General features: G+C 61.7%; 11 protein-coding genes. 9 read left to right on the top strand and 2 right to left on the bottom strand.

Annotated features, from left to right (window positions below; translation table 11 throughout):
• The first annotated feature begins 132 nt into the window (after positions 1 to 132).
• The 7 genes from uvrC to HMPREF2605_RS07085 all read left to right on the top strand — a co-directional run bounded on the left by uvrC (position 133) and on the right by HMPREF2605_RS07085 (position 9,736).
• Positions 133 to 2,073, top strand: a complete 1,941-nt coding sequence (gene uvrC / locus HMPREF2605_RS07055) for an excinuclease ABC subunit UvrC (RefSeq protein ID WP_070634100.1) — start codon at positions 133 to 135, stop codon at positions 2,071 to 2,073.
• 153 nt (positions 2,074 to 2,226) lie between these two features.
• Positions 2,227 to 3,432, top strand: coding sequence for a methionine adenosyltransferase (metK, locus tag HMPREF2605_RS07060; protein WP_070506421.1), 1,206 nt, complete (start codon positions 2,227 to 2,229; stop codon positions 3,430 to 3,432).
• Between the two features lie 33 nt (positions 3,433 to 3,465).
• Positions 3,466 to 5,919: a primosomal protein N' family DNA-binding protein gene (locus HMPREF2605_RS07065; RefSeq protein ID WP_070847557.1), complete on the top strand. Its 2,454-nt coding sequence runs from the start codon at positions 3,466 to 3,468 to the stop codon at positions 5,917 to 5,919.
• 112 nt (positions 5,920 to 6,031) lie between these two features.
• Complete coding sequence (locus HMPREF2605_RS09410) at positions 6,032 to 6,646, top strand: hypothetical protein (protein WP_141762287.1); 615 nt, start codon at positions 6,032 to 6,034, stop codon at positions 6,644 to 6,646.
• Positions 6,598 to 8,652: an aconitase gene (locus HMPREF2605_RS07075; RefSeq protein ID WP_246828184.1), complete on the top strand. Its 2,055-nt coding sequence runs from the start codon at positions 6,598 to 6,600 to the stop codon at positions 8,650 to 8,652. Before HMPREF2605_RS09410 ends, HMPREF2605_RS07075 begins: the two co-directional genes overlap by 49 nt.
• A gap of 228 nt (positions 8,653 to 8,880) precedes the next feature.
• Positions 8,881 to 9,132, top strand: coding sequence for a DNA mismatch repair protein (locus tag HMPREF2605_RS07080; protein WP_070847561.1), 252 nt, complete (start codon positions 8,881 to 8,883; stop codon positions 9,130 to 9,132).
• A 352-nt stretch (positions 9,133 to 9,484) separates the two neighbouring features.
• Positions 9,485 to 9,736 (top strand): hypothetical protein, encoded by a 252-nt coding sequence (locus HMPREF2605_RS07085; protein ID WP_049346313.1) that lies wholly within the window; start codon positions 9,485 to 9,487, stop codon positions 9,734 to 9,736.
• A 270-nt stretch (positions 9,737 to 10,006) separates the two neighbouring features.
• Here HMPREF2605_RS07085 and HMPREF2605_RS07090 read toward each other — a convergent pair whose 3' ends face one another.
• Together HMPREF2605_RS07090 and HMPREF2605_RS07095 are read right to left on the bottom strand one after the other, a co-directional pair.
• On the bottom strand, positions 10,007 to 11,134 hold the full coding sequence (locus HMPREF2605_RS07090) for a glycosyltransferase family 4 protein (RefSeq protein WP_070847563.1): 1,128 nt from the start codon (positions 11,132 to 11,134) through the stop codon (positions 10,007 to 10,009).
• 9 nt (positions 11,135 to 11,143) lie between these two features.
• Entirely contained in the window at positions 11,144 to 12,214 is a 1,071-nt protein-coding gene (locus HMPREF2605_RS07095) for an alpha/beta fold hydrolase (protein ID WP_070847566.1), read from the bottom strand.
• Positions 12,215 to 12,502: 288 nt separating this feature from the next.
• Here HMPREF2605_RS07095 and leuS point away from each other — a divergent pair, with 288 nt between their 5' ends.
• Both leuS and HMPREF2605_RS07105 read left to right on the top strand, forming a co-directional pair.
• Positions 12,503 to 14,944 carry a leucine--tRNA ligase gene (gene leuS / locus HMPREF2605_RS07100; protein WP_210401049.1) on the top strand — a complete coding sequence of 814 codons (2,442 nt, stop codon included), beginning with the start codon at positions 12,503 to 12,505 and terminating at the stop codon, positions 14,942 to 14,944.
• 195 nt (positions 14,945 to 15,139) lie between these two features.
• Positions 15,140 to 16,198 (top strand): DegV family protein, encoded by a 1,059-nt coding sequence (locus HMPREF2605_RS07105; protein ID WP_070847570.1) that lies wholly within the window; start codon positions 15,140 to 15,142, stop codon positions 16,196 to 16,198.
• The last annotated feature ends 118 nt before the right edge of the window (positions 16,199 to 16,316 follow it).

Here is a 16,316-nt window from a genome sequence, read left to right on the forward strand (position 1 = left end):
CACCGGCCCCCGCGCTTTGGGGGAGATGGGTGTAGGATGCGCGGTTTGTCGTATGTGTGAGCCTGGGATGACCCCGGTAGCCCAGCAGCGGCAACCCCGCAGAAAGCCCAGTAGAGCGAGGAGAAAGTACCCATGGCAGAGCCTTCCAGCTACCGCCCCGCCCCCGGCGAAATCCCCACCGACCCGGGCGTTTACCGTTTCCGCGATGCCGACGGCCGCGTCATCTACGTGGGCAAGGCGAAGAACCTGCGCAACCGCCTCAACAGCTATTTTGCGTCCCCGCAGACGCTGACCCCGAAGACCTACGCAATGGTGCATACGGCGGCGAGCGTGGAGTGGACCGTGGTGGCGAGCGAGATGGAATCGCTGCAGCTCGAATACACCTGGATTAAGGAGTTTTCGCCGCGCTTCAACATTGCGTTCCGCGACGATAAGTCGTACCCGTACCTGGCGATTACGGTCAATGACGTGTACCCGCGCGCCATGGTCACTCGCGGCGAGCGCCGTAAGGGCGTGCGCTATTTTGGTCCGTATTCGCAGGCGTGGGCGATTCGTGAAACCCTGGATGCGCTACTGCGCGTGTTCCCGGTGCGCACCTGCACGAACGGCGTGTTTAACCGCGCGAAGAATAGCGGTCGACCCTGCCTGCTCGGCTATATCGATAAGTGCGCAGCGCCGTGCGTGGGCAAGATTAGCGCCGAGGAGCACCGCGAGTTGGCGCGCGGTCTGACCCGATTTATGGGTGGTGGCGCTGAGAAGCATATCGCCCAGTTGACCGCGGAAATGAAAGCCGCCGCCGCTGATATGGACTTTGAGCGCGCCGCGATTCTTCGCGACGATATTGCCGCGCTGACTAAGGCGTTTGAGCGTAACGCCGTGGTGCTCGGCGCGACCGTGGATGCCGACCTGTTCGCCTACGCCGAGGACGACCTGGAGGCATCCGTTCAGGTGTTCTTCGTGCGCGGCGGCAGGATCCGCGGCCAGCGCGGCTGGATCGTGGAGAAGGTCAACGACAGCACCGACGCGCAGCTCATTGAGCAGCTGATTGCGCAGGTGTACAGCGATATTGCGGCGAGCCTCGCCTCCCAGAAGGACGCCGAGAAGAGCCTGAACAGCTACGATATTCCGCGTTCCGTGCTCGTGCCGGTGGAGCCCGAGAATAAGGAGCAACTGGCGTCTTGGCTGGCGGAGGTGCGCGGCGGCCCCGTGGAGATTAGCGTCCCGCAGCGCGGCGACAAGGCAGAGCTCATGAAGACGGTCGCCGAGAACGCGCGCCAGTCGCTGACCCTGCACAAGAGCCGCCGTGCCGGCGATTTGACCACCCGCAGCGCCTCCCTCGTGGAGCTGCAGGAAGCGCTGGAACTACCGGACCCGCTGCTGCGCATCGAGTGCTACGACATTTCGCATGTGCAGGGCACGAACGTGGTCGCCTCCATGGTTGTCTTTGAGGACGGCATGCCCGCAAAGAACGCCTACCGCACCTACAGCATTACCGGCGACGCCGCGCGTGACGATACCGCCAGTATGTACGACGTCATCACCCGCCGATTCAAGAGGCATCTGGCGCAGCAGGCGGAGCGCGAAGCAGCCCCCGTGCACTCCGGCGAGATTGACGCCTCCACGCCCGAGCCGGCGAAGTTCGCCTACCCGCCGAACCTGGTGCTCGTGGACGGCGGCCCGCCTCAGGTGGCTGCCGCCTCCGCCGCGTTGAGCGATTTGGGCATTACGGATGTGTACGTTGCCGGCATCGCTAAGCGCCTGGAGGAACTGTGGCTACCGGACGACGACTACCCGGTCGTACTACCGCGTACTTCGCAGGCGCTGTACCTGGTGCAGCGCATCCGCGATGAGGCGCACCGTTTCGCTATCACCTTCCACCGTTCCAAGCGCGGTAAGGCGATGGTCGCCTCCGCCCTGGATGAGGTGCCCGGTTTGGGCGAGGTGAAGCGTGCCGCGCTGATTAAGCACTTCGGGTCGGTGGCTCAGATTAAGCAGGCGAGCGCCGAGGAGCTGACGGCGGTGCCGGGTATTGGTCCGGCGTTGGCTCAGAAGATTCTGGCGGCGCTGACCTAATCCTCTGGCTGGCGCTGAGTGAAGGCCCGCCCGGGGTGTGAACGCAGCACCCCGCCTCGTAATGGCGCTTAACAAACGTGTCATAATTGAAGGAAACCGTCATCATTACGAGCGCGCTATCTTCGCGCGCCCTCAACCAGTAGAGTGGAAACCGTGAGTAATAACCATCTGCGCCTATTCACCAGCGAGTCGGTGACTGAAGGCCACCCCGATAAGATTTGTGACCAGATTTCTGACGCCATCCTTGACGGCATTATTGCCCAGGATCCCGCAGCGAACGTTGCTGTGGAGACCATGGTAACCACCGGTCAGGTGCATGTTGCTGGTGAGGTGACCACCTCCAGCTACGTCGAAATCCCCTCCATCGTGCGCGAGACCATTCTGGGTATCGGCTACGATTCCTCTACCCGCGGCTTCGACGGTGAGTTCTGCGGCGTGTCCGTGTCCATTGGCGAGCAGTCCCCGGACATTAACGCCGGCGTGTACGAGTCCCTCGAGGTTCGTCAGGGCATTGCTGCTGACGAGTACGACCGCCAGGGTGCGGGCGACCAGGGCATCATGTTCGGTTACGCATCCAACGAGACCAACGTGCTGATGCCCGCCCCGATTTGGCTGGCGCACCGCCTCTCTGAGCGTCTGACCAAGGTCCGTAAGGACGGCCTGCTGACCGAGCTGCGCCCCGACGGCAAGACTCAGGTGACCCTCGGCTACGATTCGAACAACGTGCCTGTCTCCGTGGATACCGTGGTTGTTTCGAGCCAGCACACCGCAAGCTACGACCTGGCTGACCTGCGTGCAGACATTGAGAAGCACGTTATCGCGCCGGTTCTGGGTAGCGTCGAGCTGGATTCCTCCAACGCCAAGTTCATTGTGAACCCCGCTGGCCGCTTCGTTCAGGGTGGCCCCGTGGGTGACGCGGGCCTGACCGGCCGCAAGATCATTGTGGACACCTACGGCGGTTCGGCTCGTCACGGTGGTGGCGCGTTCTCCGGTAAGGACCCGTCGAAGGTGGACCGTTCCGCAGCGTACGCGATGCGTTGGGTTGCGAAGAACATTGTGGGTGCCGGTCTGGCTGACCGCGCCGAGGTTCAGGTTGCGTACGCTATCGGCCAGGCAGCGCCGGTCGGTCTGTATGTTGAAACCTTCGGCACCGAGAAGGTCAACCCGATCAAGATTGAGAAGGCTGTGCGTGAGGTCTTCGACCTGCGCCCGCTGGCAATCATTAACGAACTGGATTTGCGCCGCCCGATTTACAAGAAGACCGCAGCTCACGGCCACTTCGGTCGTACCGAGCCGGAATTCACCTGGGAGCGCCTGAACCGCGTGGATGCACTGCGTTCGGCAGTGTCCTCCTCCTAATATCTGTCAGGGTAGAGGAGCACGCAGATTCGGGTGACTCAGAGCAGTTCTGAATCGAACTCTTCGGCACCGTTGGGTGCTCAGCAGGAATCCCTGCAACAGCTTGACCTGTTGCAGGGATTTCCTGCTCTTCGTGATGCCCTGATTCCGGCTGCCCCGGAGCCGGTGAACGTTGCCGCCGAGTTGGAGGCGAGCGGCGTGCCGAACCCTGTGGCGCGTGTGCGCGTGGATAGCACCCTGCCGCAGGTGGACCGCACGTTTGATTATCGTGTGCCCGCCGAGCTGAGTGAGGATGCGGTGCCCGGCGCCCGCGTGCGCGTGCTGTTCAACGGTCACGAGCTGACCGGTTACATTGAGGAGCGCGCCGCCACGACCGATTGGACGCGTACCTCGCTGTTGCCGATCAAGTCGGTGCTGTCGCGTGTGCCGTCTGTTGCGCCCGAAATTTTTGCGCTTGCTGAGGCGCTTGCCGACCGTTACGCCTCCACGGTGGCAAACGTGCTACGTCTGGCGGTGCCGCCGCGTATTGCCGCGCTGGATAAGAAGTACGCGCCGCTTCTGCCGGGTTATGAGTCGGATTATTTGGGCGATTCTGCCCCGGTAAGTACTTCCAATACCCCCGAGAGCACCCCGGAGAACGTCTCCGAGAGCACCCCGGCGAGCGCGGGGGAGAAGCCGCAGGAAAACGCTCCCGAAATCGCGGAACCTGAGTGTGCGGAATCTGAGCCTGATGCCGTCTCCGCCGCCTCCAGCGCTGCCGACCCGTACGCCTGGCTTGCCACTCCCGGCGCGCTCGCACCCTTCGTGCTGGACCCGCCGGCGCTGAACCCGGACGCGCCGGATGCCGCCTCCGTCTTCTCCGATTACGAGAACGGCGCGGAGTTCATTGAAGATGTTGCCGCCGGTGCCGCGACCCGCGCCGTGATGACGGTTCTTCCCGGCCACCTGGAGCACACGTGGGCAGATGTTTTGGCGACCACACTCGCGGCTGCTGCTGCCAGTGGTCGCGGCGCTATTGCGGTGGTTCCGACCGCTAAGAACCTGGATCTTCTGGAGGCGGCGCTCGCCGAGCGTCTGCCGGCTGATTCGTTTGTGCGTTTGAGTTCTGATTCCACTCCGCATACTCGCTATCACGGTTTTGTGAAGGCTCGCTTGGGGCAGGTTCCGGTGGTGATTGGTACCCGCGCGGCGGCCTACGCGCCGGTGGCGAACCTGGGTCTGGTGGTGTGCTGGGATGACGGTGATTCATCGCTGGTGGAGCAGCGCGCCCCGTATTGTCATGCCCGTGATGTGTTGCTTCTGCGTGCTTCTGCTGAGGGTACTGCGGCGCTGTTTGCCGGGTTCAGCATGAGTAGTGAGGCGGCGCGTCTGGTGCGTACCCGCTGGGCGTCTCATGTGCGTGCGCCGCGTGCGTTGGTGCGTGATTATTCGCCGCGTATTTTTTCGACGGGTTCGGAGTTTGAGTTGGCGCGTGACCCGTTGGCGGCGATGGCGCGTATTCCGCACTTGGCGTTTGAGCATGCTCGTCGGGCGTTGGCGCGTGGTCCTGTGTTGGTGCAGGTGGCGCGTAGCGGTTATATTCCGTCGTTTTCGTGTGAGCGTTGCCGCATGCCGGCGCGTTGTGGCGAGTGTAGTGGGCCTTTGTCGGTGGCTTCGGGTTCGTCGGTTCCGTCGTGTTCGTGGTGCGGTCATTTGGCGCAGCAGTGGCGTTGTTCTGAATGCGGTTTTACGCATTGGCGTTATTCGGCGGCGGGTGCGACTCGTACTGCTGAGGAGCTGGGCCGTGCGTTCCCGAATGTTCCGGTGATTTCTTCGGCGGGTGACCATGTGCGGGCGTCGGTTGGTCCTGAGCCTGCGCTAGTGGTGGCGACTCCGGGTGCTGAGCCGGTGGCTTTTGGCGGCTATGCGGCGGCGCTTCTTCTGGATGCCGATAAGATGCTTCGTTTTGATTCGTTGCGTGCCCCGGAGGCGGCGTTGCGTCGCTGGTTGAATGCTGCGGCGTTGGTTCGTCCTGCGGCTCTTGAGGGTACGGTGGTGACGACTGCTTCGCCGTCGCCGGTGGAGCAGGCGCTGGTGCGTTGGGATCCGGCGTGGTTTGCTCGTCAGGAGCTGGAGGAGCGCGCTCAGACGGGTCTGCCTCCGGCGGTTCGTACGGCTGCGGTGACCGGTGCGGAGGCGGATGTTCGCGCCTTCATGGAGGAGTTCTTGGGCTCTTCTGCGTTGCCGGAGCGGGTGCGTGAGCAGTTGCGTATTGTGGGCCCGGTTCCTCTGGATCAGGGGTATTTTGCCTGGTCGGAGTCCCTTGAGGAGGATTCTGAGGAGGCGCCGGTTCAGGGCGATTGGCGTACCCTGATGTTCTTCTCGTACGGCATTGCCCAGCAGGTGACCCGTGAGTTGCGTGCTACGCGTGCAACGATTGCGGCGTTGAAGAAGAACGTGGGGGAGCGCCCGGTTCAGATTCGCTGTGACGGCTTGGACGTGCTGTGATTTTCTAGTCGTGCTGTAGTGTTCTAGTGAGGGGCGGTTTTTGCCCCGGGTTGGGCGTTGAGCTACGCGGGTTTGCGGGTGCGCTGTGCGCAGAGGCGAGGAGGTGAGAGGCATGTCGAAAGTGCCTCATCTGCTGAAGGGTAGTGCGCTGCCTGATGGTGAGCAGCGGCGGCTGGCTGAGTATGCTTCTGTGCATCCGAAGAGTGCCCTGCATCGTAAGGGTAAGCATCACGATGCGGCGGTGCTGCTGGTTCACGGTATCGGCTACCAGAATCATGGGGAGACGCTCGCGTATTTTGGCAAGCCGGTGGCGCACAGTGTGCAGACTCTGCTGGCGCTGAACACGGATTATGTCGCCGCCTCCGAAGAGAACCCTGCTGCAGAGGCTTCTGCGCGGGTTCGTGTTGAGGTGATTCCTGACGGCGATACCCTCCCGCTTGCCGCCGAGGTGAACCCGCTGAGCCACCACAGCGAGTTGACGTATTCGTTGACGATTGAGCGCACGGAGTACCCTGCTGACCCGGTTGAGGAAAGCCCTCAGGTTGAAGAGAACTCCGCGCAGGAAGAACCGCCGAAGCCTCCGAGCCCAAAGAATCTACAAAAATCAGTCTGCCGAAAATTGAACTTCCGAAGGTGGAGCTGCCCAAAGTGGAGTTGCCCAAGGTGGAACTGCCTAAAGTGGAGCTCCCTAAGATTGAGCTGCCGAAAATTGAGCTTCCCAAGGTAGAGCTCCCGAACATTGATTTCCCGAATATCGAGCTGCCGAACCTTGAGCTTCCGCGCCTGCCTCAGCCGAAGCCGCGCCCGGTTCGCACGGTCACTCGCCGTAGCCTCCTTTTTCAGGAGGGCTTCTGGCGGCCCAGACATTACCGCCCGTTGAAGGAGCATTTGCCCTGGTTGGCGTCGGTTTTGCCGCTGTTTTTGATGTTCTGCTTCTACTATGAGCGCCCCGGCGTGACCTGGCGTGAGCGTGCCGGGCACCTGCTGCGTTCTACGGCGCGGTTCGTGAACGTGGCACTGTGGCTGGTGCTGGCGGCTATGGCGCTCATGACGTTCCGTGATGCTTTTGTGGCGTCTCTGGGTACTCCGCAGGGTGCATTTACGGGTCTGGCGGCGGCACTCGGCCTGGGTATTGTGGGCTGGGTTTTGGCTCGTCGTGCCCGTGAGCTGTGGGCGCTGATGAAGGCTATTCCGACGCAGCTGATTCAGACGGCAACCAGCCCGGAGTCGCGCGATTTGGAGCGTATTTATGCGCGTCTGGATCGTCAGCTGGACGATTTGAGTTCCCGTAGCGATGCAGTGGGCATTATTGCCCATTCGCAGGGCGGCTATTTGAGCTATGAGCTTCTGCGTCGTCGTGCGGCGGCGGGTAAGAAGCCGATTCGTTTCTTCTACGGTCTGGGTAGTGGCGTGGTCCCGATTAGCATTATCGCTAGTGACCGTAACGACACTCCGGGGCACCTGGATGCTGCGGGCGGCTACCGTAACCGCGCCATGCTGCTGTGGGTGAGCGCGGTCGCGGCGTTCTCCTGGCTGGTGGAGGCATCCCTGCTGTTTGGTCCGTACCGTTCACTGCTGCACTATACGATGCTGGCGCCCCTAGCGTTGAGCGTGGTGCCGCTGGTTGTGAGTGTGCCGGGTACCTTCAAGGGTAGGGCGCGTATTGGCCGCAAGAGTGCCCGGGACAGCGCCTCCGAAACTCCCTCCGCAAAGAGTCCGGCTGATGTGCGTCTGGCGGATGCGCGCCTGGTCAACCCGTACGGCACGCGCGCCTACGTGAAGTGGCTGATTCCGCTGCTTTTCGTGCACGGTGTTTTCATGTTGTACGCGGTGTTCATGATGTTGCTGGCTCAGCTGCGTGTTGAGGGCGCGGTCCCTGAGCTGACCGCCGCCTCCGTGGCGTTTTGGGGCGCGCTGATTCTGGTGCTCATGATGTCGGTGCGTAGCGCCTGCCACCTGTATGTGCGCGCCTACGCGCCGATGTTGCAGGATCTTGATGTGGCTGACCGGTGCGAGATTTCCGCTCGTGGTGACAGCATTGGCAGGTCGAATATTACTCAGCCCGCCGATGTAGACGTCAGCTTTGTGACCCTGCCGGGCCCGTCGGTGAATAGTCACATGCAGTATTTTGATGCGTGTTCGCCGGTGCCGTTGATGCTTGCGCACCGCCTGGTGCCGCATATGATGCCGGAGGGTGAGCAGGCGCAGAAGGCGGCGGCTTTCACCGATATTGGCACGGAACTGAATCACGGTTTTGCGCGCGTGAAGAAGCTGATGCGCACCATGCATTACGGGCTGTATGCGGTGCTTCTGCTGATGCTGTCGGTGCTGCTGAATGTGGCGTCGCCGGTGAGCCTGTCCGCGTTGACGGGGCTTGATACGTCGCGCCTGCATTCGGAGGGATTCGACCGTCTGGTGGCGGATGCTCAGCAGCTGCGTGAGCAGGCGGGTTCTTCGGATCTGCTGCTATGGATTCTGGTCGGCATTTTTGTGGTGGAGGCGCTGCTGATGATGGTGCTTTCGCCGTGGACTCAGCGGCGTTTGCAGCGTGCGTTCATGATGCGCAAGGTAGACCGCACGGGTCAGCTGAGTGAGTTCAATCCTTTGCCGATGGTGACGGCTCTTTTGGGTCTTGATGGTGACGAAGATGAAGCCTTGGCGAGCGCAGGGGAGAAGGGCACGTCGCAAACTTATGCAGCCCAGACTAGTGCGGCACAGGCGAACGGGGCGTAGATTATCCCGTTCGGTGTGGGTGCACATCCGCCATTTTATGCACCTTTGTGCATTTAGTGGTTGGTGATAGTGCTAGGCGCCCCTAATTAGCGTAGTCTCCGTATCCGCGGTAATATATTCAGCACTGCGGATACTATTTCGGCGCTTGTCGAGGTGGTGTTGGCAGTATCTATCACTCAACTTCGCGCACGCTTCACAACCGTGCGCACCAACGAAAGATGAATACTGGTGACTCAGACTATGATCACCCCCGCCTACGAAAAAGCAGGCGGAGGTTCTGCTGTTGCACGCGCTAACCGCATTAGCCACCCCAATGTTGAACTACTCGCGGACATGACCGTGGCTCAGCGTAATGCAGTGTTCCGTTACCTGGCGCGTTTCCCCGACCTGGATGACGCCCAGATTTTCTACGCGTACGGTCACGCTTACGAGCTGGCTCGTAAGGACGCTGAACGCGGTCTCTACGCAACTATGGCGTAGCCTGCGCAATTAGTTTTTAGAAATGCTGCTGCATTCTTTGTGGGTGCGGCAGCATTTCTGCTTTTCACGCTGGCTTTCGGGTGGGTTTTAGTTCGGTTGGGAACTCGGCGGTCCCATGCCGCTATGATGCCCCTGATTTCTTCCTGACAACCGGGGACGTGTCCACTATGGGGGCGTTCCCTGATGGTTCTTGAACATTGATTAGCTCTTGGGTAGTTTAGAGATATCACAACCACTACTGCGAAAAGACTTCCGATGATCTCCGTAGGTTCTTTTCGCGGTGTTGCCTCCGGTAGCGTCTGCATTGTTGCGGCGCTGTCCTAAGAAACGCCCTAAGGAAAGGTACTCACCGATGAGTTTCACCAATATCACCTCTGATTACGAGCCCGAGTTCGGTAGTTCGGCACCGAGCCGCGACAACGGCATTACTCACCCGGACCCCGTTCTGCTGTCCTCGATGACGAAGGCTCAGCGTGGCGCGGTGTGCCGCTACCTGGCTCGTTTTGCTGAGCTGGATGACGCGAAGATTTTCTACGCGTACGGTCACGCGGATGAGCTGGCTGCGAAGGAAGCGGCTCGTACCGGTAGCTTTGCTACGGTCTAAGGATTTCTGCTCCGGTGTGATGCGGTAAGGCTGCACCTTCCGGATGCGCCCTCAGGGTGCCCGAGCTCTGCGAGGGCGGGTTCCCTGCGTCGGCGCGGAGGAAGTGTGTAGAGAACCGCCGCTTGTAGACCTTTGTCGCAAGCCATCCTTGCACTCCCTTACCGCAAGCCACATATGCTACCCGGCGACCACGAATTGAATACGAGAATGCCGCCGCACCCTCCCGAATTTCGGGGGAGCGTGGCGGCATTTCTTTGCCCAACGCAGGCTTTAGAGCCCGCGCACGACCTCTAGCAGTTTGAGCGCCGAGTCGCGCCAGGAGTAGCGGCGCACATCCGACAGGCCGTCAATAATCACGCGCTCGCGAACGGCGGTGTCCTCCAGCGAGCGGATAGCCTTCACCCAGTCGGCGGCGTGCGCCTCCGGGGCACCGTCAACCGGCGCGAACACGGCGTGCGGCGCAATCTCACGGAAAATCGGGATGTCACTAATCACCGCGGGGCAACCGGCAGCCTGAGCCTCGACCACGGGCAGGCCGTAACCCTCCTCGCGGGAGGCAGTCACCAGGGCGTGCGCCTGGCGGAGCAGCTGCTGGTACTCCTCGTCGCTCACGCCGTTGTGCACCTCCACGTTCTCACCGATGAGGCGCTCGTCGGTGAGCTGCACCAGGCGCTGCGGCGGCATCTTCGACAGCAGGTGCAGGCGGTAATCCGGCAGGGAACGCATCGCCAGTAGCAGGGTTTCTACGTTCTTGTACGGCATGAACGAACCCATGTACACCAGGTGCTTGACGGGCTGCTCTTCGCGGGTGGTGGCGCGTTCCAGCGCGGTCTGGCGGGAGACGACGCTACCGGGCTGCGGGGCGTTGGGCACCACGAACAGCGGCTTGGTGGTCAGCTCGTGCTCACGAATCAGCGAGGCGGTCGACTCAGAAACCGTCACGACCGCGTCGCCGTGGTTGAGCAGGAAGCGCTGCGGGGTGTAGGTCTTGTGGAAGAGCCGCCAGCCCACGCGCACCGGTGCGGGCAGGAACCCGGGCGGGGTCGGGTGCGAGTAGTAGATCAGGTCGTGCAGGGTGAGAATCAGCTTGAATTTGCGTCCGGTGGAGCCGATAGTCTGCATGGGGGAGAACACCACGTCCGGCGCATACTTGTTCAGCTGCAGCGAGGCGGTCGGTTCGAGCGGGCCGGTGGGCGAGCAGATCTTCACGTGCGGCAAATCGGGCAGCATGTCCATCTGACGCTCGTCGCTAATAATCATGGTCAGGTCGAGGTCGGCGGCGGCTTCATCACCAGTGTCAATGAGGGTTTTGAGCGCGCCCAGCAGGGACGCGGTGTAGCGGCTGATGCCGTCGTGGAAGCCGATACGGGTGTATCGGGCGTCAACCATGAGTTTCATGTTGGTTCCTTACTTCTCGTTCCCTGAGTGGCCGGCGGCGAAATCGGCGATGAGTTCCGCGGCGCGGCGAGGGGTTTCGTAGTGGATGAGGTGCCCGACTTCGGGGATCATGTCCAGGCGCTCGCGGGCACCGGACGAAGACGCGGGCAGGTTACGGGAGCTCAGCGTCGCGTACATGGCGCGGGCGGTTTCGGGGGTGCCCAGGTCGTCGTCTTCGGCGACGAGCATCTGCACGGGCACCCGGATGGCGGCTGCGTATTCGGCGGCGGTGTGCGTAATGGACGCTTCGTAGGCGCTGAGCACTCCGCGGCGGGAGCCGAAGGAGCCGAAGTAGGCGGCGTGCTGGCCGTTGATGAATCGGCGCATTGCCTTGTCTTTGGTGCGCATCATGACTTCGCTGGAGGCGCGGGTAATCAGCTGCGAGCGCAGGAGCGGGTAGCCGATTTTTTCGGGGAGTGCCGCGCCGGCGCGGTAGTAGAGGGAGGCGAGGCGGGAGGCGACGCGCTGGCTACCTTCGAGGGCGGGCTCGCTAATGGGGTTGATGAGCGAGAGGAGCGCGAGCGAGTTCGGGTGTGTGGCGGCGAAGGCGCTGGTGACGATGGAGCCGAAGGAGTGGCCGACCACGTGCAGCGGCAGGCGCTGTGCATCCTCACGGGCGGGGTTGGTGTGCTTCACAAAGTCGTTTAGCCACGCCACGTACGCGTTGATGTTGTCTTCGCCCTGAGCGTTTTCGTCCCGAGTGTTTTTGCCCTGAGTGCCTTCGGGCAGGTCTGCGGAGCGGCCAAAGCCGGGCAGGTCGGGGCTGATAATGCTGACGTTCGGGATAAGCTTCAGCAGGTAGTTCGCGATGATTTCCAGGCCGTGGTGGTCGCCGCGGAAGCCGTGCACGAGCAGCACGGGGTAGGAGCCTCCGGGGAAGGTTCCGTCGTTCATGCCTTTGCCGTACTGCCAGTAGCGGGTCATGACCGCCTGCGCGCCGTCACCGATGAGGGCGTCGTGGCGGGTGCCGGGAATGAGCGGGCCGGGCACACCCTCAAGAACTGAGGTGTTGGGGGAGTCCGGGGTAACGGTGGAGGTCATGGGTACCTTTCGCGGGTTGGGTACTGGGACGGCAAAGTCCCGTTCTTAATTCTAGGGGAGAAGCCTGAAAGGGCTCTGAAACTTGCGCCCCGCATCGTCAGCTGGGCGGGTGGTCGGGCGGGCGGTGCCGTCCATTTGGTAGTCGAGGCGGCCTCAACTCTGGCTCGGTGCGGGTTTCGCGTTACACTTGGAGGGTTAAGTTTTTATCAACCTGTCTTTATTTAAGGAATCGCTGTGTCTGCTCAGGTAGAGACCGAACGCAACGAAAATGCGTACGACTTCCGCGCTATGGAAGCCAAGTGGCGCCCCTACTGGGACGAAACGAAGGTTTTCCAGCCCACCGGTGACGCCCCCAAGGGCCGCAAGTATGTGCTGGATATGTTCCCGTACCCCTCCGGTGACCTTCACATGGGTCACGCGGAGGCATTCGCTATTGGTGATATGAACGCCCGCTACTTCAAGCAGTGCGGCTACGATGTTCTGCACCCGATTGGCTGGGACTCCTTCGGCCTGCCCGCTGAGAACGCAGCCATTAAGAACGACACTCACCCCAAGGAGTGGACGTACAAGAACATTGAGACTCAGGCTGAGTCCTTCAAGCGTTACGCTATTGCCGCTGACTGGAGCCGCCGCCTGCACACCTCGGACCCCGAGTACTACAAGTGGACTCAGTGGCTGTTCGAGCAGTTCTACAAGAAGGGCCTGGCGTACCGTAAGGACTCCATGGTCAACTGGTGTCCCAAGGACCAGACCGTGCTCGCGAACGAGCAGGTTGTGAACGGTGCGTGTGAGCGTTGCGGTACTACCGTGACTAAGAAGTCCCTGAACCAGTGGTACTTCAAGATCACTGATTACGCACAGCAGCTGCTGGATGACATGGAGCAGCTGGAGGGCAAGTGGCCTGAGCGTGTTCTGCTCATGCAGCGCAACTGGATTGGTCGTTCTGAGGGTGCTGAGGTGCGCTTCGAGATTGAGGCGACCGAGGACCAGCCTGCTGAGTCCTTCACCGTGTTCACCACCCGCCCGGACACCCTGTACGGTGCAACCTTCATCGTGGTTGCTGCGGATGCGGCGTTCGCCGAGCAGATTGTGGCACCCGAGCACAAGGCTGCCCTGGAGCAGTACCGCGAAGACATTAAGGCACTGAGCGATATTGACCGCCAGTCCTCCGACCGTGAGAAGACCGGCGTGTTCACCGGCCGCTACGCAATCAACCCGCTGACCGGCGCGAAGCTGCCCGTGTGGGCTTCTGACTACGTGCTGGCTGACTACGGTACCGGCGCGATTATGGCTGTGCCCGCGCACGACCAGCGCGACCTCGAGTTTGCTCTGAAGTTCGACCTGCCCATCGTGAAGGTTCTGGACGTTGAGGGTGCTGAGGACCCGGCAACCAGCGGTGTTGCCGCAGCTGGTGACGGCGTGCTCGTCAACTCGGGTGAGCTGACCGGCCTGCCGAAGGCTGAGGCAATTGCTAAGGCTATTGAGCTGGTTGAGGCTGCCGGCACCGGTGAGGGCAAGGTCATTTACCGCCTGCGTGACTGGCTGCTGTCCCGTCAGCGCTTCTGGGGTACCCCGATTCCGGTGATTCACTGTGAGGATTGTGGCGAGGTTCTGGTCCCCGAGGATCAGCTGCCGGTTCTGCTGCCCGATAACCTGCGCGGTGAGCAGCTGGCTCCTAAGGGCCAGTCGCCTCTTGCCGCTGCCGATGACTGGGCTATCGTGCCTTGCCCCGAGTGTGGCAAGCAGGCTCGTCGCGACTCGGACACCATGGACACCTTCGTGGATTCCTCCTGGTACTTCCTGCGTTACGTTTCCCCGAACTACGACAAGGCTCCTTTCGACCCGCAGGCTATGAGCGAGTGGGGTGCCGTCGACATGTACGTGGGCGGTGTGGAGCACGCTATTCTGCACCTGCTGTACGCACGCTTCTTCACCAAGGTTGTTCGCGACCTCGGCCTGATTAAGCACGATGAGCCGTTCAAGGCGCTCATGAACCAGGGTCAGGTGCTCAACGGCGGCAAGGCAATGTCCAAGTCGCTGGGTAACGGCGTAAACCTGGGCGAGCAGCTCGACAAGTTCGGTGTGGACGCTATCCGCACCACTATGATTTTCGCGTCCCCGCCCGAGGACGACGTGGACTGGGCGGATGTTTCCCCGGCTGGTTCGCAGAAGTTCCTGGCTCGCGCATGGCGTGTGGCTCAGGACATCACCAGCGAACCCGGCGTGGACGCAACCACCGGTGACCTGGAGCTGCAGAAGCTGATTGCTCGCACCGTGCACGAGGTTCAGGGCCTGCTGGATAACGGCAAGTTCAACGTGGTTGTTGCTAAGACCATGGAGCTTGTGAACGCTACCCGTAAGGCTATTGACTCCGGTGCTGGCGCGGCTGACCCGGCTGTCCGCAAGGCTGCTGAGACCATCGCGATTCTGCTGTCTCTGTACGCACCCTACACCGCTGAGGACATGTGGCACGCTCTCGGCCACGACACCCCGGTTCTGACCGCGGGCTTCCCCGAGGTTGACCCGGCTCTGCTGGTGGATGACACCGTCACCGCTATTGTGCAGATTAAGGGCAAGGTCAAGGCTCGCCTGGAGGTTGCGAAGGATATTTCCGAGCAGGAGCTTCAGGAGCTGGCTCTGGCGGATGCCGCTGTTCAGCGTTCGATTGGTGACGCCGAGATCCGCAAGGTGATTGTGCGTGCGCCTAAGCTCGTGAACATCGTGATCTAAGCTTTTTAGATAAAGGAAGTTTCTTAGATAAAGTACAAGCCCCGCTGTGGCTTCGGTTCGTTCTACGGAACGTGCCGGAGGCGCTGCGGGGCTTTGCTGTACTGCGGTAGTGATGAGTGCCATAATGTTCAGGGAACGCTAGGAGAGGGTTCGTCATCGAATCACGCACTGACGAACCGGAAGAAGGGCCGGAATATGGAGCGAGAGAACAAAGCAGAGAACCGCATTGCCGTGGTAACCGATAGCGCCGCCGCCCTCGACCCGGAGCTCGTGCAGCGCCTGAGCGCTCGCGGTAATTTTGTGCTGGTTCCGATGCCGGTGACTATTCGCACGCCCGGTGAGCCGGATCGTCAGCTGCAGGACTTGACCGCCGCCGAGGTGGACGAGGCGATTATGCTCGCGCACGTGATGGGTCAGACGGTGAGCACTTCCGGGCCCGCGCCGGGCGTTTTTGCTGATGTGTATGACGAGCTGGCGTCGCGAGGTTTTACGCATGTGGTGTCTGTGCATCTGTCCGGTGAGCTCTCGGGAACGGTGGAGGCGGCACGCACCGGTGCCCGCCTGAGCCGCCTGGGTTCTAAGGGCGTGAGCGTGGTGGATAGCCGTACGGTCGCCGGTGCCTACGGTCATGCGGTGGTGCGCGCCCTGGAGGTGCTGAACTCTGCCTCCTCTGATTTTGATCCGAACCCTGACTACCCGAGCTCTCACTATCCGACTGCGGCGCAGCTGGTGGACTACATTCAGTCTGTCTGCGAGCAGTCCACGCTCTACTTTTATATCCCGACCCTGGATGCTCTGCGCCGCGGTGGCCGTGTTTCCCCGGCGTTGGCGATGGTGGGTCAGATGTTCCAGATTAAGCCGATTGGCACGATTACCGAAGGTAAGCTGGCGTATGTGGAGCGCCCCCGCACTGCGGCGCGCGCCCTAGAGCGCCTGGTGGAGGTGACCGTGCAGACCTGCCGTGAGCATCAGCATGCGGCGGCGCTCAGCTCGGCTTCAGTGGGCTCTACTACCGCCGACCCCGCCAGTTCTTCGCTTGCCGCATCCCCGCGCGGTGAGGTGGTTGCGGTGCATCATGTGGGTAATGCGGCGCAGGCGGTGCAGCTGTACGAGCAGGTTCGGCAGATGCTGGGGGAGAGCTCCCTCGTTCATGATGCCGCCGCTTCTTCGGCGCCGGAGTTTTTGGTGAGTGCGCTGCCGCCGGTGCTGTCGGCTCATTCGGGGCTGGGTGCTGTGGCGCTGGTCGTTTATTAGGATTGTGTACTAGCCGCCTTTCCGGCGTGCCCGTGTTGCCCCTGTGCTGTGTGCTTGTGCTGTGTGCTTGTGCCGTGTGTCCGCGGATGTGCTCATGCGGTGTTCCTGCGCGGTGTTC

The organism is Rothia sp. HMSC065C03 (genome assembly GCF_001837295.1).
In the GTDB taxonomy this organism is placed as follows: Bacteria; Actinomycetota; Actinomycetes; order Actinomycetales; family Micrococcaceae; genus Rothia.